Raw genomic sequence first — 21171 nt, 5'->3', positions numbered from 1 at the left:
AGTTAGGAATGAACCAAGTAGACGTGACGATTATCGGTGGCGGCCCCTGTGGCCTTTTTGCAAGCTTCTATGCTGGCTTGCGTGGGATGTCTGTTCGTATTATCGACTCCCTTCCAGAGCTTGGAGGACAGCTTACGGCGCTCTACCCCGAGAAATACGTTTACGATATGCCCGGTTTCCCGAAAGTCCTCGCAAAGGATCTCGCGAAGAACCTCATCGAGCAAGGCTCCCAATTCGAGCCTGAACTGGTCCTGGAAGACACCGCCAATGAGCTGATCAAGACCGAAGACGGATATCTCATCAAAACCGCCAAAGGCCTCGAACTGCCTACCAAGACAGTCATCATCTCAGCAGGAGCAGGTGCCTTCCAGCCCACCAAACTTGGTGTAGAACGTGAAGAGGACCTCCACGGCAAAGGCATCTATTACGGAGTCAAAGACAAGTCCGTCTTCAGCGGTAAAAAGCTCGCTATCGTAGGCGGCGGAGACAGCGCCTTCGACTGGTGCCTCAACCTCGAAGAAGTAGCCGACTCCATCTCTCTCATCCATCGACGCGACGTGTTCAAAGCCCACGACCACAGCATCGAAAAGGTCAAAGAAAGCTCCGTCGAAATGAAGCTCTGGTACGCCGTCAAAGAACTCCACGGAGAAGATGGTCTAACCGGCGTCACCCTTGAGAACACTCAAACCAAGGAAACTCACCACCACGAGTGCGATGCCGTCATCGTCAACATCGGATTCAAATCCTCCCTCGGCCCAATCAAAGACTGGGGACTCGAAATCGAAAAGAACCAGATCAAGGTCGACGAGAAGTACGAAACGAACCTCCCAGGTGTCTTCGCAGTCGGCGACGTCTGCGCTTTCCCCCAAAAGCTCAAACTCATCGCCACCGGTGTCGGAGAAGCCGCAACCGCAGTCTGCTTCGCCAAAACCTACATCGACCCAACAGCAAAACTGTTCCCAGGACACAGCTCAGACCTCGATCTCACCGCAGCGCCGGCAGCCGTTTAAGATCAAATTAGCCAGCCCGCTTCAAAATCACACGCGAAGCGGGCTTAGCATGATAAACTTGCCAACCGAGGATAGAATTCGAAGTTGGCAAGCGCATACACTCCCGGACTCACCGTTAGCGGCGACATCGTCGTCCGCCGCACACGACGCCTTCCCATCAAAGGGGAAGTCCTGGTTAAGCCAGGCGATCTCGTAACCCCCGACCAGGTAGTGGCACGAGCCATGCTCCCGGGCGTGCTCCAGACCATCAAAGCCTCAGAAAAGCTCGGAGTCGATCCCAAAGACACTCCGGGAATGCTCTCCCTCAAAGTAGGCGACAAGGTCGAAAAAGATCAGGTCATCGCCGAAACAAAGGGCTTCTTTGGCCGCTTCAAAACCCAAATCCTCAGCGACTTCGTGGGCACCGTTGAAGAAATCTCAGACGTCACAGGATCAGTCCTCGTCCGAGAACCCAGCACCCCAGTAGATATCCGCGCCTACATCCAAGGCCATATTGCCGAGATCATCGAAGGCGAAGGAGCCATCGTAGAAACCCGCTGCGCCATGGTCCAAGGCATCTTCGGCATTGGTGGCGAGCGACTCGGCACCATCCGCGTAGCCGTCAAAGATGCATCGCAACCACTCACCGAAAACCTCATCACAGAAGCCGATAACGGCAAAATCCTGGTCGGTGGATCCAGCGTCAACCTCGCAGCAATCCGCAAGGCAGAAAAAGTCGGAGCCAAAGGCATCATCACCGCCAGCGTCCGAGACAGCGAACTGATCGAATATCTCGGCTACGACATCGGCGTCGCCATCACTGGCCAAGAACAGATCGGCCTCACGCTCATGGTTACCGAAGGCTTCGGCGAACTCACCATGGCCAAGCGAACCTTCGATCTCCTCCTGAGCCTCGAAGGTAAAGAGGCCAGCATCAACGGAGCAACTCAAATCCGAGCCGGCGTTATCCGACCCGAAATCATCTCGCCACTCCCAAGCGACGCGGCAGCCGCCACAACCGCTCAGGAAGCCTTCGAGCTCAAAGTCGGAACACCCATCCGAGTCATCCGAGAGCCCTACTTCGGAAAGATCGGCGCAGTAACCGACCTACCCGCCACACTCGTCACCCTAGAGTCCGGCACCGAAGTCCGCGTGCTCCGCGCTAAGCTCAACGATGGTGAAGAAGTCACAGTTCCACGAGCCAACGTCGAAATCATCGCTCTCGGCTAAAACTTAACAGTTACATCAGGGCCAGTTAATACACCTGGCCCTCCCACATCAAACGTAGCAAAGATATTGCGAGTACAGTATTGTTTGGGGGCGGTTGTTGACATGTTCTTAACAAGACTCATTAACAATACGTTCAGGCAGGGGTGAATCAACTGAAGCGATGTACATCGAGACAGACAAAACCCGCTGATAGGAACGTATGGCACTGCGCGAACAGTTTCCCAATCAAATCCCCTCGGGAGCAAACTCGATGAAACTTCTCATCATCGATGACGAACCAGCAATTGTTGAGACCGTCGAAACCAAGTTTCGTCGAGAAGGTTTCACCACATTCACAGCGGACTCCGCAGAAGAAGGCATGCGCCTCTTCCGAAGAGTCAAACCTGATCTGGTGATCCTCGACATCATGCTTCCTCAGCGCTCTGGATTGGACTTCTGTAAAGCAGTCCGCCGAGACAGCGCCACCCCCATCATCTTCCTCAGCGCACGTGCTGACGAAAGTGATCGCGTAAAGGGACTGGAGCTCGGCGCAGACGACTACGTCGTCAAACCATTCAACCTCTCAGAGCTCGCAGCGCGCGTCAAAGCAATCCTTCGCCGCTCCACAGGCGAGCCAGTCAAGGAAGTCATCGAGCGTGGCAACCTGAAAATCGATCCAAGAAGCCACGAAGTCTGGATCGACGGAAAAGCACAGAACCTCTCGCCAAAAGAGTTTGCCCTCCTCTACTTTCTCTGCCGAAACGTAGGACAGGTCTTCTCGCGAGAAATCTTGCTGGACCGAGTCTGGGGCCGAGACGCATTCGTCTCCGCTCGCACAGTCGATGTCCACATCCGCTGGCTTCGAACCAGAATCGAGCCAGACGCCAACAACCCAGTCCGACTTCTCACCGTTCGCGGCGTTGGCTACAAATTCTCAGGCTAGAGAACCCTATCGGTTCCGATAAGCGCGTGGCGACTTGGTTGTCACGCGCTTAAATGCTTTCGAGAAGTGATACGGGTCCTCGTACCCAATCTTCTTACCCACTTCCTGAATACTCAGTTGAGTCGTATCCAGCAAACTGCTCGCCGCCTGCATCCGGATCTGCGTGAAGTAGTCCATCGGCGAAGTCTCGCGCTCTAACCGAAACTTAGCGCACAAATGAGACACCGACACCCCGCACGCATCCGCGATCTCCTTCAATGTTAAGTTGCGCGACAAATTCCGCTCCATAAACGCAATTGCCACCTCAACGGTCAAATGCAGGTCCTTCTTAACCACCTGCTCCGACACATCCGTCTCCAGCGCAATCATCGCCAAGATGTGCTGCAACGCCTGAGAAGTGTAAAAGAACTTCAAAGCGCCCCAACCTTCGCTAGCCATGTTAATGGCATGCTCCAAAATCTTCGTGCTCATCCGCAAGGCAGGCGCCGACAGAGCATCCAACAACGGACCATCCGCAACACGGCGAATAAAGTTGTCCGCCTCCGACCCGCGAAAGTGGACCCAGAAATACGTCCATGGGTTCTCATCAGAAGCAGCATACGCATGAGGCGTCCCCTTAGGAAGCAGCAGCATCTGCCCAGCCTCCACGGTATGAACTTGCCCATCAAAGTTCACCCAGCCCTCACCATCCGTGCAAATGATCAACACATGGTCCTGAATCCCCTGAGGCCGATGTGTCTTGTTGCGGAACGCGTGCAGGTAGTAACCGAGCGTAACGGGGTACAGACCCTTCGAAAGAAGATCCTTCTGGAACTTCTCTAATTGGTCTTCAGGAACAGGATGATTTGCATATCCTTTGAAGCTCGGGTGCTGTCGTACCACAACCATCGATGGAATTATCGGCATGTATTGACAATATTGTCCATGGACTCAAGTTCACAAAAAGCATATTCTATAGCGGATCATACATGTTACTGAGTCCATTCAACCTGAACTATATATTGTCACCGCAGACAAAAAATGTCGATTTTGCTTTGAATACCGACTGGCACTTCTATCGGGAGGAACCCCTGCATGTAACATGGCAACCCAAAGCCAAACACGTTCTCAAAGCCCTAGGCTCAAGATCCCAATCCATCCAGACATTCCCCATCAACACCACCGCCTCACGATATCTCTGCGTCGTCGTAAGATCCTCTTTTGGAAACCCCTACGGATCGCTTGCCGAGCTAGAACTCCTTGACTCAACCGGCAAACCCATCTCAAGATCTAGCTGGAAAATCACTGCCGTAACAAGCGAAGAAACATCCTCCGAAAACGGTCAAATCCAAAACATCCTCGACGGCAAGCCCAACACCATCTGGCACAGCCGCTGGTCCCAAAACGCCCCCAACGGCCCCCACGCCTTCGTGATCGATCTCGGTGCCTCCACCCAATTCTCCTCCCTCAGACTCACCTCCAGAAAGTCAGGCATCAACGGCATCTTCCAAGAGTTCGACGTCTACACCTCCAACCAACCCATCGAACTCTATGAGCCAACAAACTCAACAAAGTTCAGCCTCTCAGATATCAAAGGGAAAACCTGGGAACCAGTCGCACTGCCACACTCCGCACGACTGGAAACCGACGAAAAGCTTCTCAACAAAACATTCCAAGGAATCTGCTGGTACAAAAAGAACCTCGACTTCCCCGCTGGCAGCGCATCAAAACGGACCTGGCTCAAATTCGAAGGAGCAATGCAACTCGCCGACATCTGGGTTAATGGAAAGCGCCAACTCACCCACACCGGTGGCTACCTTCCCTTCCTCCTAGATCTCTCCAAGGAAGCGAGAACAACCAAGACCTGCGAAATCATCGTTCGCCTAGACAACCAAGACCACCCCGAATTCCCACCAGGCCGCCCTCAAAACGCCCTCGACTTCACCTACTCCGGCGGGCTCTATAGAAAAGTCCACCTCATCCAAAAAGGCGCCATCCATATCACAGACCCAATGGAAGGTGACCGAGTGGGAGGCGGAGGCATCTTCGTCTCGTTCCCCGCCATCTCACAAAAGCTCGCAAAGATCCAAATTCGCACCAACATCACAAACGACGCAGCCACCCCCACGAAACTCCAAGTCAGTCACAAGCTGATCGACCCTCAAGGCAAAGTCACCCAAATATCCGGAGAAACGGTCCTCACCACCAACAACACCGACACCCAGACCATCACCCTGAAGAACCCTCGTCTCTGGGACCTCGACCACCCGAACCTGTACCGCCTAGTCACCCAAATCCGAGATGGCCGCAAGCTCCTCGATGAGCAAACCACCCGCGTCGGCATCCGCAAACTCAACTTCGACCACCAACGCGGTTTCTTCCTAAACGACAAACCCATCCACCTCCGTGGCACCAACCGCCACATGCAGTACCCAGTGGTCGGAAACGCTGCCTCAGATGAAGCTCAATACCGAGACGTCGTCAAGCTCAAAGCTGCAGGATTCCACTACCTCCGCCTAGCCCACTACCCACAATCCCAAGCCATGCTCGACGCCTGCGACGAACTCGGCATGCTCGTCATCGACCCCACCCCCGGCTGGCAACACTTCGAAAACACACCCGCCTTCCGCAACCACGTCCTCAAAGACATCCGACAAATGGTCCGAAGAGACCGCAACCACCCCAGCGTCATGATCTTCGAGACCTGCCTCAACGAAACCTACGGGGCACCGGACGACTTCTGGATTCAATGCAGCAAAACCGCTCACGAAGAATCACTAGGAGCCACCCTCTTCACCGGCGGCGACTCCTACGGAAAACAAAACTACAGCCGCCCCATCTGGGACGTCCCCTGGACAGGCTGGAACGACGACTTCACACGCCCAGCCCTCTTCAAAATGCAAAAAGGCATTGACCGAGAATATGGCGATTACGAGTTCGGCGGCGAAGAAAGCACCAGCCGAGTCGCTCGGGGCGACGGCGAAGCCGCCATGCTCCGGCAAGCATGGAACTTCCAATGGTCCCACAACCGCAACCGAGGCAACGCATGGTCCTTCGGCGACTCCAGCTGGGTAGGAATCGACCACTTCCGAGGAGGAAGCGACATCGCCATCTCCCGCCCTGGTGCTCTGGACATGTACCGCCTGCCGAAGATCGTCTATTGGCTCTACCAAAGCCAGAGATCTCCCAAGCTGGAACCCATCGTCCACATCGCCAACTACTGGACCGACCGACCAACGCCCACAAAGGTCGTCGTCTATTCCAACTGTGACGAGGTCGAACTAAGACTCAACGGCAAACCCATCCAAAGACGCAAGCCGGATGCAGGACCCACCACCGGCTACCTCAACGCCAAATACGCCGACCCCAACTACTGGAAGAAAGGCACCGGCGAGCTCCCGAAAACCCAAGACGAAATGAAAAGTGTCGGCGGCGAAGACGGCACAGAACCGTTCAACGGCGGAAACAGCAAGAACCTAGAAAGACCACCCTTCACCTTCAACGCAGTACCGTACGCTCCCGGCAAACTCGAAGCGATCGGCTTCGTCAAAGGTAAGCCCGTCACATCCCACACCGTCCGCACGCCCGGCAAACCGCACCACCTCGTCATCCGAGTAGACACCTCAGGAAAGCAACTCATAGCAGATGGTGCCGACTTCCTATTCGTCTACGTAGAGGTCGTCGATGCAAACGGAACAGTCGTCCCTACCAACACCATCCCCATCCATCTGAAGGTTAACGGCAACGCATCTATTCTAGGGCTACAAACGAAAAACTCCGAGGCAGGCATCGCACCATTCATGGTACGAAGCACGGTGCAAGCCGGAAAAATACAAACTACGGCCTTCGCCAATGGTCTGACGAAAGCCGTGTCCACATGGAGCTCAAAACCTAAGCGATAGGCACATACAGATCGGTCAAAAGCTGATCTTCGGGAACATCATTGCAGTTGTTCACATACACCTCAAAGGTGTTCCCCTCCCCAAAAGAGTATCCGCTGTTAGGCAGCCACTCACCCATCATCCGCGACCAAGAATCCCCGAGATGAGCATAAGAACCTGTGTGGGTGTACTTCGCATACTTGCCAGCAGGAATCTTTCCCTCAGCCAGTCCCTCCGGAATCACAGCATCAGCCGACACTGTCAAGCAAGCATCCGATCGCAACTCCGCAGCCGGAACAACAGAATTGTCATCATAAAAGATCCCAATCGACTGGAGTTGAGGATAAGCAAACATCCCATTCGGCCCAGCAATCGCTGCCAGCTTCTGGAAAACAGGCCCGATCTCGTTATAAGGGCCGATGTGGCGAAGACACGCAGTTCGTAGTTCAGGTTGGTCAACAATTTCAACGTTCATGAGTTTTCCTCCGGTATCCCTGGGCACGAACAAAGGAATCACGCCCTCAGGATCGAAATGCAGACCGCAATTGCAGGGCAACCGATACGCGCCACGTCCCGCGCGATACTCCGTAGGAGAACACCCGTAGGCAACACGAAAAGCCCGACAAAACCCCTCATGCGAGTAACCCGCATCAATCGCAATCTCAGAGATAGCTCCAAGATTCTGGGAAAGTCGGTAAGCCGCCCGCTCCAGCTGGACCCGCTTGGTGAATTCACCCAGCGTCTCGCCCAACATGCCCTGAAAAATTCGATGGAAGTGAAACGCCGAGAACCCTACTTCGCCCGCCAAGATCGTAAGACTTGGAACCTCATCCAAGCTCGTCAACACCCGCTCAAGCGTGCGTTGAACCACCATCTGATAATCCTGTCGCGTGCGCATCTGCATGGGAATAGATCATACGGGCTGCGAGCCAAGCAAGCTTGACCGCCATTGCTAAGTTCTAACTCGCCTCATCCTGCGAGTCTCGTGCTGCAAGAATATCACGTCCATACTCCGTCCCCCAAGCATAAAGCGCGTCCACGATGGGCCGCAACGTCGCCCCTTTCTCCGTCAACGCATACTCCACCCGCGGCGGAACCTCAGCAAAAATCGTCCGAGTAAGCAACCCATCTGCCTCCAGCTGTCGCAACTGCGTCGTCAACACCCGATCCGAAATGTCCGGCAGCTGCTTCCGAATCTTGCCGTAACGAATGGGTCCAAGCATGAGGTGATAAAGCAGAACCCCCTTCCAACGCCCACCAATCACATCCAGCGTCGCCTCAACAGGACACCCCTCATCACACCGATAGCTCCTCGTAATCTTCTTCATTAGTTACAAAACCATACTAGATAATAATTTTGCGTATACTTGATTCTATCATAGCAGTAGGCAGAAAATAAGGTTACATCCGATTGGAACACACTATGAAGACCTACCACATCCAACCCACCCCAGGATTCGACTCCATTCAGCTTTCAGAAACCGAGAAACCGGTACCAGCTTACGGCCAGGTCCTCATCGACATGAAGGCCTGGTCACTTAACTACCGAGACATCATGGTCGCCGAAAACACTTACGGCGGCAAACGATCCAACCCCATCGTCCCGCTCTCAGACGGAGTCGGAGTCGTCTCAGCAGTAGGCGAAGGCGTCACCCGATTTAAAGCAGGTGACCGCGTGGCAGGCATCTTCATGCAAAGTTGGGTAGCAGGCCCCATCAACGCCGCCCACCACAACTCCGCACTCGGTGGCAGCATCGATGGCGTGCTCTCAGAATACGCACTGCTGCACCAAGACGGACTCGTTCATATCCCAAACCATCTCAGCTTTGAAGAGGCAGCCACTCTCCCCTGCGCAGCCGTCACCGCCTGGAATGCCCTCTTCGAATCCAGCAAACTACTCCCCGGCCAAACAGTCGTGCTCCAAGGAACAGGCGGCGTCTCCATCTTCGCCCTACAATTCGCTAAGGCCGCCGGAGCCAAAGTCATCATCACATCCAGCAGCGATCAAAAACTGGCCCAAGCAAAAGCCCTCGGCGCAGACCATCTCATCAACTACAACACAAACCCCGACTGGGAGAAAGCCGTCTGGGAATACACCAACGGCGAAGGCGCGGACAACATCATCGAGGTAGGAGGTTCCGGAACCCTAAACCGCTCCCTGAAAGCGGTCCGAGTGGGAGGCACGGTCAGCTACATTGGCGTCCTGTCCGGAGTCGCAGGCGATATCCAAACCGCCCTGTTCATCGGCAAATCGATCAAAGTCCAAGGCATCTATGTCGGGTCAAGAGAAATGTTCGAGCACATGAACAAAGCCATCGAAGCCAACCAGATCAAGCCAGTCATCGACAAAGTGTTCAACTTCGAAGACGCCAGAGCCGCATTCGAGCACCTCAAGAGTGCCTCCCATTTCGGCAAAGTCGTTATTTCTCGCCCTTAACATCCCCTAATCGGAAGAAGAAGGTCGCTCCCTGCCCCAACGTGGACTCCGCCCAAACCTTCCCGTTATGCCGCCTCGCGATCCGCTCCACAGTCGCGAGGCCAATACCATTGCCAGCAAACTCCCTCGGTGAGTGCAGTCGCTCGAAGGCAAGGAACAGTTTGTCGGCAAACCGAGGGTCAAATCCAACACCGTTGTCGCGAACGAAGTACGTACCGTCCGCCAACTGCCCGACCTCAATCTTCGGTTGATCCGCGTATGCGGAGAACTTCACCGCATTGCCAATCAAGTTGTCCAACAGAATCCGCACCATCTTAGCGTCGGCCATCATTTTCATACCGGGTTGGATTTCCACTTTCGCCCCAATCCCTGGCATGTCAGCAACCACCTGCCGCGCGGTCTCACTCACGTCCACCTCAACAGGCTTAACCTCAGCGCGCGTCAATCTCGACAGATTCAGCAGCACGGTAATCAACTCGTCCATGCGCTTGGCAGCAGCCCGCACACGAGCAATGAAGCTCAAACCTTCCGCGTCGAGCTTGTCTCCATAGTCTTCTTCAAGAGCCTTACTAAACCCGTCCACACTACGAAGCGGTGCCCTCAAATCGTGCGACACCGAATAACAAAACGCCTCAAGCTCCTGGTTGGCCGCTGTGAGGTCGTTGGTCCGCTCCGTCACCCTTCGCTCAAGATCCTCGTTAAGCTGCAGCATCCGTTCCTCAGCCAAACGCCTCTCATCAATTTCTTCGCGGTTCTGGGTAAACAACCGCGCATTGTCCAACGCCACTGCAGCCTGAGAAGCAATGCTCTCCGCAATCGAACGCTCGCGGTCGCCAAACACCCCAGGCAAACTATGGCCAAACAAGAGCAGCCCAGCCGTGTTCCCACTCCGCGACACAACAGGCACCCCTAAATAACTGACAATCTCCAGATGCTCAGCTGGAAACGCAAGAACAAACTCCTGCTCATCACGTGCATCCGTTAAGGACACCGTTCTCTGTTGAACCACAGAAGTCTCAAAGATGCCCGCAACCTTCATATTAGGCACCCCCTGCAAAGACTCCCGATCGCCCCCACAGAAGGCATACAAACTCAGCTCATCCGACTCTACGGCAAAGAAAGCCCCAAATCGAGCCCCCACCAAATCTGTTGCATAGTCAGTCAACAGCTGAACAAGCTTCTTAGGATCAAGCTCTGCACTCAAAGCCATCCCGATGCTCTGAAGAGACTGAAGCACCTTGGTCTCATTCTTGATCGACTCCATCAATCCGATGTTCTCAATCGCGAGCGAGATTCGATACCCCAGTTCCCTAGCCAACTCCAATTCACTTGCCTGGAACGATGCCCCAGCGTCCACCCGTACCATCCGCAGCGTTCCATACTCAACGGAATGCAATCCGAGAGGAACAATTAGCCCATTCAGATCGTTCCACCGCACCACACAAGCCTCATCCGCCTCAACACTCGGAAACTCAAGCGCAACCTTTTTGTCCTCAGAGCACTGCACTGACCAAGCTTCCTTGAACCCAATCCCTTCGACCCCAAACAGCCTCATCTCGATCGAAGCATAGTCAGAAAACGTAGCCGTCATCAGCGCAACGATCTCGGCCATCATCGTCTCACGGTCCGTACAAACAGCCAACACAGCACTTGCTTCTAGCAGCAGCTTCTGCTGAATGTTTCGAATCTCCGTCTCCTCCGTAAACTTCTCAATCAACCGCTGACGATGAGAATTCAGCCCACCGAGAACAACAAGCAAAGCCAAAGCAAGGCCGGCGAAGGTCACAAGCCAATGCAGCAAACCCTCACTCGAACTGGCATCAAACGATGCGCTGGATCGGTATTCGACAAGCCACTGACGACCTAAAAACTCCTGGTTGGTTGCATGAAACCGACTAGAGTGGTGCGGCCGTTTAGCAGACAGATTTTCGTACAGCAGCACTTTCTTAGAAGCATCCGTGACATCGTAAATGCGGATATCTAGCTGCCGCCCAAGCTCAACCCCAAACTGGGGGTCGAATACTTTGTTGGGACGAAGAGGTACATACACCACCCCCGTGTTCTTAGTCTCCCGCTCCTGTAGGGTAAGGGGGATGCCGCCACCCTCGTAAAGCGGTAGATAGATCACAAGAGCCGGAACGTCATGATCGGAATCCTGCAATAGGCGAACACGGCCCGTTGCCGTCGCCATCCCAGTTCGAATCGCTTCACGAACGGCCGTACGGCGCATCGGTTCCCGGTCAACCTGGTATCCCAGGAAGCTCCGCCTTCGCTCAGTGGAGGGCTCCAAGTACAAGATAACGGTCGCATCGCCGTTAGTAACGTTTCCCCGGATCCTATAGCCGCTCAACCCACTCTTTGCAGCCCGAGCATACAGCTTCTCAGGATGAGCCACATCAACTCGAACCGCATACCCTAACGAACTAAATCCGGGGATCACGTCGGGCCCGCCAAGTCTTTCATAGAGATCATGAAATTGGCGCTGATCAAATCCAGGATTAGCATCAGCGAAAGCAGCGGCTGCCTTCAAAACCGATACGTGGTCCTCACTGGCGTTATCAATCACCCGATCCGCATCGGCAACCGCAGCCTTGAATTGAAGATCATCACGCTCGATCAGTAGCGTACGGATGACCAGAACGGCCGCAACAACGGCCACGCAAGAAACAATGGCCAACACGTACCGAGTCGCCCTCGATCGTGCCCACACAATCTTTCCCACGGAAGCAAAACTCAATACAACCCGCCCTCCTCCCCACGCATCTGCGCATGGAGAGGAATAGCGAACTCAAGCCCTAGAACTTGAGCTTGATCGTCAAGATCTCGAAAGGCTTGAAATCGAAGCTGACAAGACCATCCTGGATCTCCAGCTCGCCAATTTCGTTCTCTTCCAAGTCGCATAACATTGCAGTCCGTGGCGTCTTTGCACATGCCAATTCAGATTGTCCACGGCTGTTGTGGCACTCATAGAGCCTCACAACGATATCATCCGACAGTTCGGCCTTCTTCACCGTTTCGACGACGATATTCCGGTTCTCACATGCAACCAATGCTGGCAGCGCACCGCTGAGTCCACTTCCCTGCGGAAGAAGCGCGTGGCGAACTGGAGCATTAAAAGCATATGCTGCTTGAACAATCCCCGCGTAATTGTACGGCATGAAATGGGGTACCAGAGCATATGAGAACCGATGTACTCCCATATCACACATCGGGTCGGGTGCTTTCGGACTGCGAAGCAAGGTCAATCGCATCACGTTTCCGTAAATGTCATGCCCATACTTACAGTCGTTCAGCAACGCAACGCCCTGATCGCCTTCGCTGAGATCCACCCACTTCTGAGCACAAACCTCAAACTTAGCCATGTCCCAACTCGTGTTCCGGTGCGTCGGCCGCTCCACGTTTCCAAACTGGATTTCGTAAGTCGCCCGATTTGAGTTGACGTTCACAGGGAACGCCACCTTCAACATCTTGTCTTCCTCGTGCCAGTCCACTTCGGTATCAAACCGGATACCAGGTGTCGGACCAAGAGAAATACGCTGCTTAATGGTGGAGTTGCCAAACCGCTTCACGATCTCAATCGCAACGCGAACAGGTCCCTTCTCAACCACCTCAACGCTTTCACTCTTGATCAGCTCCGTACTGGTCTCAAGCGAGAATACGTCCACATCCCAGGCGCTCCAGAAGTTCGGCTTGTCATCAAACAACTGGAACACATTGCCCAGCTTGCCAACTTCAAGGAACTCCGTCCCGTCCTCAAGGCTCAAGATCGAAGTGATATTGCCGTGCTGATCAAACTTGACAGCCAATTCACCGTTCTCAATGCGTCGATTGCTAGCCTTCAGCCGACCCCGTGAAACAGGTGCCGCATCAGAAAGATCCGCAATACCAACCGTACCAAGCGCAGCAGTAGGCGTAGGGAAAATCAGCTTCCTCTCGCCGAACTCGGTAATCAGCTGAACCGGCAAACTCTCGTCCGAAGTAACCAGAGAATTCGGCACCGACTCGTCCGTCCAAGGCAACTCTGCCTGAGTCACCATGCTCGCGTTGTGGAACAGCGCTACCGGTCTCTGCAAGTTCTCCGTGTCAAACGCACTCGCAATCTTTCGAAGCTTCTCATCCACGATCTGATTTCCGGCCTCCGCAATCACTGCGTAGTCCTTATCCGAATCCTCATACACCTCGCGAACCGAGGACCCAGGAATGATATCGTGGAACTGGTTCAGCAGAACCAGCTTCCAAGTAGCCTCCAACTCCTCAGCCGGATAGTCCGCTGGGAAGTTCGGCGAGAAACACGACAGCAACTCAGCATCACGCAGAAGGAACTCGCTCACGCGGTTGCCCTTCTTGTTCGCAGCCTGACTCGTCAGCGTGCCTCGGTGCAGCTCAAGATAAAGCTCGCCACTCCAAGTCATCAAATCCTTCGACTTAGCCTTGGCCTCTCGGAAGAAGTCAATCGCACGCTTGCCAGTCGCAATCTCCGGATAGTTCGGAGCCATGCGCCCACGACGCAGGAACTCAAGGTGCTTCTCGGTAGGACCGCCGCCGCCATCACCAAATCCGAACACGTACATCGACATGTCCGACCGCGCCTGATCCTTGAAGTTCTTCACTCCGTAGATCACCTGCTTCGGCTCACAATCGGCCGTGTAAGTATCTGCTGGCGGGAAGTGGCTCCAAATCCGAGTTCCATCAATCCCCTCCCACCAGAACGTATGGTGTGGGAACTTGTTGAACTGGTTCCAAGAGATCTTCTGCGTCAAGAAATACTTGATGTTGAACTTCGCCAGAATCTGAGGCAACGCAGCGGCATACCCAAACACGTCGGGAAGCCACATGTCGTGCGTCTCATAACCCAGCTTCTCGCGGAAATAGCGTCGCCCATAAAGGAACTGCCGAATCAAAGATTCAGAGCCCGTAAGGTTGCAGTCAGCCTCCACCCACATAGAGCCGACAGGCTCCCACTGACCGCGCTTAACCGCTTCCTTAACGCGCTCAAACAGCGCCGGATACTCCTTCTCAAGCCACTCATACTGGCTGGCCTGGGAGTGAGCAAACACGTACTCCGGATACCGCTCCAGCAATCCAAGCTGAGTCGAAGTGGTGTGAGCCATCTTCTTCTTCGTGATGTGAATCGGCCAAAGCCAAGCGGTATCCAGGTGAGCATGCCCAACCGGATAAATGGTGTGCTTGAGCTCCCCGTTCAGACTGCCAAAGGTATCTCGAACAATCTTGCGGCATCGAGCGATCGACTCCGGATTTCCCGCAGAGAACGTATTCACTACGTCGTTCAATCCGCGCAGAATCGTCGCCATCGCTGGGTCACCTTCCTGCATCGTGTTCATCAAATGCAGCGCAAACTCAACGTCGTAAATCAAATCCTTAATGTCAGGATCGATCTCAACCAGCTCAGATCGGTCTACCTTCTCAACGAGAGCGGTACGTGGCTGCTCTTTGACATGCACAGTGACCTGAGCATTTCTTGTATAGCACTGGACGTAAACTTCAAGCTCATGCCCCTCCGGAAGGTTAGAGAAGCCGGTCGAAATAGCAGAGCCTTCCATCCAGCCAAAGTCGCTGTGCTCAACATCAATTCCACACCATGGCGAGTTGTCTTTCCAAACGGTGCGTTCGCCACCAAGCTCAGCAACCATCACAAGCGGCTTGTTGGCTAGAAAATCAGGGACGGTTCCAGTCAATCGGAACCAGAAGGTCGTATAAGCGGGGCCATATTCGAAGCCATGACCTACTTCCTGCCAGGGCCCCTTCATTGCCTCGTTTTGATCAACACAAGGGTTTTGGTTGATCTCAATTCGCAAAGGAGAGCGCTGACCGTAAAGCCGGGGCTTCAGTTCTGTACGCAAAAAGGTCGAAATTCGGTTACGGGTTAGGTCGAAGTGCTTGAGCATGGGACCTCAGAGAGAGGCGGAGTTTACTCCGAAAAACGCCCACGTTGCATGCCTCACCCCACACCAGGTACTCTATTGATATGGTACTTAAGGAATACTTTACCGAAAACACCATTCCCATAGTTCTAAGCGCCCTCTATTTGCGAGGAGCGCCCCGGTCCACCAATCTCCCCAAAACCGGTTGGCAAGAAATCGCGCGCTTCCTCCGCAGAGAACCTTGCTCCCTAGGTGAGGCCTCCACTCGCCTCCGAAAAGCAGGCTTTTGGGCCGCCGCGCTAACCCTCGAAGAGTCCCACCTCCTATCCTGGGCTGAAGCCACCTACCAAGATGCCCACATCCTCACCGCAGCCGACGCAACCTACCCAACCCGCTGGCTGCCCCACGCACCGCCCGCTCTATGGAAGTCTGGCGCCCCAGTCGCTGCCCCCCTCCTCGGCGTAGTGGGCTCCCGCCAACCCACCCCCGAAGCGCTCCACTTTGCCCACCACATCGGTGCCGAAGCCGCCACCCACCACTACGCAGTCGTCTCTGGCAACGCTCTGGGCTGCGATCGTGCCGGCCAAGAAGGCGCTCTCAACAAAGGCGGTCAAGTCATAGCCATCCTTCCCCACGGCCTGCGCGGCGCCATCCCCCAAGAAAACTGCCTCTACCTCAGCGCTTGCGATCCCGCAGAGCCCTTCTCCACCGCCAATGCCATGGAGCGAAACGCCCTCATCTACGCCGCCTCATCCGTCTGTTTCGTCGCCGAAGCTCGCCTCAAAGAGGGAGGCACCTGGCATGGTGCCACCGATGCCCTCCGCCGCAGACTCACCAACCTAGCCGTCCGCGAAGATCCAGCCAATCCAGCCCATCGAGTTCTCACCTCACTAGGCGCCACTCCAGTCAGCCTCAACAAATCAAGTAATTTCACCAGCCTCCTCGAATCCATCCTCACCTCAAATAACTCCCAACCCACCCTCTTTGGCCACGCTGTCTAGAAACCGTAATCTCCACCTAAATCGACCGATTTCATTCATCGTTTAGAATTAAACGGTACGCTTTATGCCCGTGAGAGCGATCGCCAAGGTGCGTCCCGAACCCGGAGTCGAAATTATTGAGGTTCCAGAACCTACAGTCGGCCCAGGTCAAGTCAAAATCCGTTTAGAAGCAGCGTCGGTGTGTGGTACCGACCTCCATATATATTCCTGGGACGGCTGGTCCGCCAGTCGAGTACGTCCCACTCGAATCATCGGCCACGAATTCTGTGGCACCATCGTCGAGCTCGGCGAAGGCGTAACAGACCGCCAAGTCGGCCAGTTCGTTGCCAGCGAATCCCACATCGTGTGCGGAAAGTGTAAGCAGTGCCTACACGGCCAAGGCCACGTGTGCGTCAACACCAGCATCCTCGGTGTGGACGTCGATGGCGGCTTTGCTGAGTACGCTGTGATCCCCGCCGAAAACGCGCGAATCACCGACCGAAGCGTCCCGCCTGAAATCGCATCCTTCCAAGATGCCCTCGGAAATGCCGTCCATACCGTCATGGCTGGCCCCGTCAAAGACCAGACGATCCTCATCACAGGCATGGGCCCCATCGGCCTCTTCGCTGTCAGTGTCTGCAAAGCACTAGGTGCCGCGCAGGTGATCACCACCGAGATCAGCGAGTACCGCTCAGACCTAGCCAGACAAGTCGGGGCCGACCACGTACTCTCGCCGAAAGACGGAGATCTGGCATCCAGAATCGCCGTTCTGGCACCAGGCGGAGTCGACGCAACGCTCGAAATGTCGGGCCACCCAAGCTCCCTTGAGCTTGCAGTGAACGCCACCCGCCCTGGAGGTCGAATGAGTCTTCTAGGGGTCTACGGCGAAGCCAAACAGTCTCTCGACATCAATTCGATCATCTTTAAGGGCATCGACGTCCAAGGCATCGTAGGTCGAAAGCTATGGCAGACCTGGGACCAAATGGCCGATCTCTTCAACAGTGGCAAACTCGTTCTCGACCCCGTAATCACGCATCGAATGCACTACACCGAGTTCGAAAAGGCCATGGAACTGATGAAAGCAGGCAAAGCAGGAAAGGTCGTCTTCACCTTTGAAAAATAAGATCGTCGATCATTTATCACACCGGGGCTTCGTCCCGGTACACTGCCAAGCATGAGAATCGCCGTCCTTCCCTTCAATTGCGCCGAAGGGACTCCTCCCGCATTGGGTCGCCAGTTCGCGGCCTTTGCTTCCGAACAGTTGCGTCTCCAAGCAGAAGCCGATATCAACACGATTTCGCTTCTCACAGGACTTCAAGACGAGTCCGGGGAGCAACGGATGGCATTCATCAATATCCCAGACGAGTCCCTCCCCTACGAACAGCTCAAAGAGCTGTTCGATCAGGCGGAGGTCGCACTCATCCAACACGGATACCTGGTCCAAAACCCAGAAGGTTTCGACCTTGATGTACGCTACTACGGTAAGGAATCCGAAGAACCGATCCGAAGCGAGAAGTTTTCCTTCAAAAATGAAGAGCTCCTCACAGCCCTTCACCAACAAGTAAAACTCCTTGCAGAGATGGGCCACGTCACCCTGCCAGAGTCCCTCGCAGGCGACAAGCTCGACATCGGCACAGACAACCCCGAGTGCTTCCTCAACTTCCTGGAAGGCTACGACGGAGTCTCCTACATCCAACAGGCAGAAGGCCGAGTCGCCAACGAGTTCAGCCCACAGGGCGCCATCGACTGCCTAGAGAAAGCAATCGACCTAGATGAGGAATTCGAAGGTCCTTACCTCTCCCTCATCCAGCTATGCCGACTCTGCACCACGCACCGTATCGGCACGCTCGAACTCATCGAAGCAACTCTCAAGAAGCTAATCGAAAGGTTCCCTAACGAATTCCAAGCAAGCTACGCCCTCGGCGAACTCTACGCAAGCGTAGGAAACGCAAGCTTCGCAGCAGAACAGTTCGAGAGAGTCATCCAGCTAGAGCCAACCGAGCCAAGCACCTATGCCCGACTCGGAATGGCCCAGATGCAACTCGGAATGCCAGTCAATGCCGAGCGAAACTTCCGCAAAGCAATGGAGATGGAACAAGGCGAGAAACCAAGCGCCGAGCTCCTGGCAAACGTCCTTGTCCAGACAGGCCGAGCACACGAAGTTCCACCGCTCTGGAAGTCGCTCCTCGAAGCAGACAGCAAGAACGCAGTCCTCCACACAAGGTACGCCACAGCCCTCATCCAGAACGGCAACAACGACCAAGGCGAAAAGGCCTTCGAGACAGCCCTCCAGGAAGTCGAAGACGCAGTATTCATCAAGCGATTCTACGCTCCCTATCTCGCGCAAAAAGGCGATCTCGACCGAGCCATGGACTTCTACGAGGATGTGCTGGACACAGCCCCGACCGACGTCCCCGCGCTGATGGAGTACGCCCAGACCCTGGACAGCGCCGACCGAAGCTTCGAGGTCCCAACAGTCCTCAAGACAGTCCTCGCAAACACCCAGGATCCAAACATCCGTGCGCAAGCAATGGCCCGCCTCATCGAGCTAGAGCAGCCAAAGCGCGTAGAGAGCGTCAACAACGCTCAGCAGAAGATGGAAGCTGGCGACTTCGCAACAGCCCTCCGAGAAATCAAGCCACTCAAAAACTGGCTTGCCGACTACTGGAAGCTCTGGTACTTCATCGCCGTCTGCGCCAACCGCACCGAGCAGTACGAAGAAGCCGAGGAAGCCGCCAAGCGCACACTCTCCCTCTTCCCAGCCTTCGAGGACAACTACAACGAGTTGACCCACGCACTAGCCGGACAAGAGAAGCACCAAGAAGTGTACGAGTTCCTGAGAATGGTTGCCATGCAGAACCAAAACTCACTGAACCACGTCATCAATTACGCCATCGCAGCCAAGAACGTAGGCAACGTCGACGAAGCAAAGGCACTCGCTAAGCAGATCCGAGAAGCCGTCGGCCCCAACCCAGAGTTGGAACCCGTCCTTGAGCAACTCGAGCGGTAGAAGGGACAAAGTGAAGAACGGGCATTCGGAAGGAAACAAAACTCGACCGAATGCTCCGCTATGGGTGAAACTCTTTGTAGGGTTTCACCTTTTTTGCATCACGGTCTGGTGTATCCCATCGCCACCTCAAGAAGTGATGGAAGGCAAAGTGGAGCCACATGGCACCATCCACTTCCTCATGTGGAACCAACAGAATCTCAAATCTCTGGAACCCGTGCACGCCTACCTCATCGGCACAGGCACTTGGCAGTATTGGGACATGTTCGCTCCCGACCCAGTCGATCGCGACTACTACTGCCGCGCCAAGGTGATCTACAAAGACGGATCCACCACGATGTACGACTACCCACGTATGTACACCATGCCCTACGGGATCCGCTATCTCAGCGAGCGATACCGAAAGTTCTTTGAACGCGCACACCTGGACGTCAACGACTTCATCCGCCCCGACTTCGTCCAACGCATCGCCTTCCTCAACTACAAAGACACCAAGAATCCACCCGTCAAAGTTGAGCTGTACTGCTACTGGCAAGACATAGGTGCCCCAGGAACTCCCGCGCCCACCGAATATAAGTCCGAAAAATACTACGAGAGCCCAGTAGACCAAGAGCGCCTCAAGCGCGACAAGGAGCTCTTTTAGTGAAGGAAGAAAGCCCAACCCCGCTGCTCAAATCACTCGATAACTACTGGTTCGGCAAAGGCTCCCCAACAGCACTCGGAATCTTCCGCATGCTCTTCGGTTTCCTTCTCTTCTGCGACTCCCTCATGCTTCTCCGCGAGTGGGAAGTCTGGTTCACAGAAAGAGGCTACGTTCCCGTATCCTTAGCGCAAAAATGGATCGGAACTGGCGTCCCACTCGGTTTCGGCACCGGCATCAACGTCCCACCGTTGAACCTGATGTCGATCTCAACCGACTACCGATTCACGCTCGCGTTTTTCGCAGTCGTCATCGCAGCAACTTTCTGCCTAACCATTGGCCTGTGGACCCGAGCAGCCGGCATCATCGTCGCGCTCGGAATGGTATCCCTCCACCACCGTAACCCCATCATCCTCAACGGTGGAGACACACTCATCCGCTCTATGGCCTGGTACATCGCCCTCTCTCCCTGCGGCCAAGCCTGCTCCATAGACCGCCTGCGCGCCATCCGAAAAGGAAAGATCGATCTCACACCCGCCAGCGTCTCACTCTGGACACAGCGCTTAGTCACCTACAACGTCGCACTGCTCTACCTCACCACGGTCTGGCTCAAATGGTTCGGCCCACGTTGGGTCCACGGCACCGCCTCGTCCTACCCAGCGCGTGTCCACGAGTTCGAGCGTTTCCCAGTCCCTCATTTCATAAACGACTACCCCTTCGTCTATTTCTTCAACTACGGCACGCTCCTCGTCGAGTTCTGTCTCGCCACGCTCGTCTTCCACAAACCCCTGCGTAAGCCGATTCTGCTCGCGGGGATCGCCATGCACGCCTACATCGAGTACTCCTCGAACATCCCGCTCTTCTCCTTCCTCATCACCAGCACCTACATCTGCTTCTACGAGGGAGCCGAAATCGATGCCTGGGCCAAACGTGTCGGCAACCGTTTCCACAAGTGGAAAGTAGAAATCCAACTCCCCGAAGGCAAGCAGCTGAAACCAACCTCACAGGCGTTCCTCACCGCAGTAGACCCCTTCGGATTCGTCACCTACACCCAAGGCAAAACGCTCCAACTAGTCGCTAAAACCGAATCGGGCGCTAATCTAAACCCAGCAAAAGCCGCAGCAACACGCAGCATCGGACTCTGGCCCATCGCTTGGATTCCTGGCGTCTGGAACAAGATCTTAAACAACGGCCTCGAACCCTCAACCCAAGGTGCCAAGTAAC

15 protein-coding genes are annotated in these 21171 nt (G+C 54.8%); 10 read left to right on the top strand and 5 right to left on the bottom strand.

The annotated features are described in order from the left end of the window. Positions 1 to 8: 8 nt before the first annotated feature. The 3 genes from ACZ51B_RS17345 (at position 9) to ACZ51B_RS17335 (ending at position 3141) form a co-directional block, all read left to right on the top strand. Positions 9 to 1010, top strand: a complete 1002-nt coding sequence (locus tag ACZ51B_RS17345) for an NAD(P)/FAD-dependent oxidoreductase (RefSeq protein WP_464294599.1) — start codon at positions 9 to 11, stop codon at positions 1008 to 1010. Between the two features lie 84 nt (positions 1011 to 1094). Further along, positions 1095 to 2219, top strand: coding sequence for a hypothetical protein (locus tag ACZ51B_RS17340; RefSeq protein ID WP_464294598.1), 1125 nt, complete (start codon positions 1095 to 1097; stop codon positions 2217 to 2219). 250 nt (positions 2220 to 2469) lie between these two features. Then, positions 2470 to 3141, top strand: coding sequence for a response regulator (locus tag ACZ51B_RS17335; RefSeq protein ID WP_464294597.1), 672 nt, complete (start codon positions 2470 to 2472; stop codon positions 3139 to 3141). Between the two features lie 6 nt (positions 3142 to 3147). Here the strand turns inward: ACZ51B_RS17335 and ACZ51B_RS17330 are convergent, their stop codons facing one another. Beyond that, a complete protein-coding gene (locus tag ACZ51B_RS17330) occupies positions 3148 to 4029 on the bottom strand; it encodes an AraC family transcriptional regulator (protein WP_464294596.1) in 882 nt (293 codons plus the stop codon). A gap of 80 nt (positions 4030 to 4109) precedes the next feature. Here ACZ51B_RS17330 and ACZ51B_RS17325 point away from each other — a divergent pair, with 80 nt between their 5' ends. Then, positions 4110 to 7022 (top strand): glycoside hydrolase family 2 TIM barrel-domain containing protein, encoded by a 2913-nt coding sequence (locus ACZ51B_RS17325; protein ID WP_464294595.1) that lies wholly within the window; start codon positions 4110 to 4112, stop codon positions 7020 to 7022. Here ACZ51B_RS17325 and ACZ51B_RS17320 read toward each other — a convergent pair. Together ACZ51B_RS17320 and ACZ51B_RS17315 are read right to left on the bottom strand one after the other, a co-directional pair. Beyond that, the gene (locus ACZ51B_RS17320; protein ID WP_464294594.1) at positions 7012 to 7905 is read right to left on the bottom strand and encodes an AraC family transcriptional regulator; all 894 of its coding nucleotides are present in this window, start codon (positions 7903 to 7905) and stop codon (positions 7012 to 7014) included. The two genes, ACZ51B_RS17325 and ACZ51B_RS17320, sit on opposite strands and share 11 nt — an antisense overlap. Positions 7906 to 7960: 55 nt before the next feature. Then, a complete protein-coding gene (locus tag ACZ51B_RS17315; protein ID WP_464294593.1) occupies positions 7961 to 8329 on the bottom strand; it encodes a winged helix-turn-helix transcriptional regulator in 369 nt (122 codons plus the stop codon). A gap of 95 nt (positions 8330 to 8424) precedes the next feature. On the opposite strand from ACZ51B_RS17315, the gene ACZ51B_RS17310 reads away from it, so the two are divergent. Then, entirely contained in the window at positions 8425 to 9438 is a 1014-nt protein-coding gene (locus ACZ51B_RS17310; RefSeq protein WP_464294592.1) for a zinc-dependent alcohol dehydrogenase family protein, read from the top strand. On the opposite strand, the gene ACZ51B_RS17305 is transcribed toward ACZ51B_RS17310, so the two are convergent. Further along, positions 9422 to 12175, bottom strand: coding sequence for a CHASE domain-containing protein (locus ACZ51B_RS17305; protein WP_464294591.1), 2754 nt, complete (start codon positions 12173 to 12175; stop codon positions 9422 to 9424). The genes ACZ51B_RS17310 and ACZ51B_RS17305 overlap by 17 nt on opposite strands. Before the next feature lie 58 nt (positions 12176 to 12233). Next, positions 12234 to 15344, bottom strand: coding sequence for an alpha-mannosidase (locus tag ACZ51B_RS17300; RefSeq protein WP_464294590.1), 3111 nt, complete (start codon positions 15342 to 15344; stop codon positions 12234 to 12236). A gap of 80 nt (positions 15345 to 15424) precedes the next feature. Between ACZ51B_RS17300 and ACZ51B_RS17295 the strand changes: the two genes are divergently transcribed. The 5 genes from ACZ51B_RS17295 to ACZ51B_RS17275 all read left to right on the top strand — a co-directional run bounded on the left by ACZ51B_RS17295 (position 15425) and on the right by ACZ51B_RS17275 (position 21170). Next, entirely contained in the window at positions 15425 to 16321 is an 897-nt protein-coding gene (locus ACZ51B_RS17295; RefSeq protein WP_464294589.1) for a DNA-processing protein DprA, read from the top strand. A 64-nt stretch (positions 16322 to 16385) separates the two neighbouring features. Further along, positions 16386 to 17423 (top strand): L-threonine 3-dehydrogenase, encoded by a 1038-nt coding sequence (tdh, locus tag ACZ51B_RS17290; protein WP_464294588.1) that lies wholly within the window; start codon positions 16386 to 16388, stop codon positions 17421 to 17423. A 51-nt stretch (positions 17424 to 17474) separates the two neighbouring features. Further along, the gene (locus ACZ51B_RS17285; protein ID WP_464294587.1) at positions 17475 to 19310 is read left to right on the top strand and encodes a tetratricopeptide repeat protein; all 1836 of its coding nucleotides are present in this window, start codon (positions 17475 to 17477) and stop codon (positions 19308 to 19310) included. Positions 19311 to 19446: 136 nt separating this feature from the next. Then, positions 19447 to 19950, top strand: coding sequence for a hypothetical protein (locus ACZ51B_RS17280; RefSeq protein ID WP_464294586.1), 504 nt, complete (start codon positions 19447 to 19449; stop codon positions 19948 to 19950). Next, positions 19950 to 21170, top strand: coding sequence for an HTTM domain-containing protein (locus ACZ51B_RS17275; RefSeq protein ID WP_464294585.1), 1221 nt, complete (start codon positions 19950 to 19952; stop codon positions 21168 to 21170). Before ACZ51B_RS17280 ends, ACZ51B_RS17275 begins: the two co-directional genes overlap by 1 nt. Position 21171 lies beyond the last annotated feature (1 nt).

The organism is Fimbriimonas sp. LA-C6, from assembly GCF_055398105.1.
This window is presented reverse-complemented; position numbering and strand designations above follow the sequence as displayed.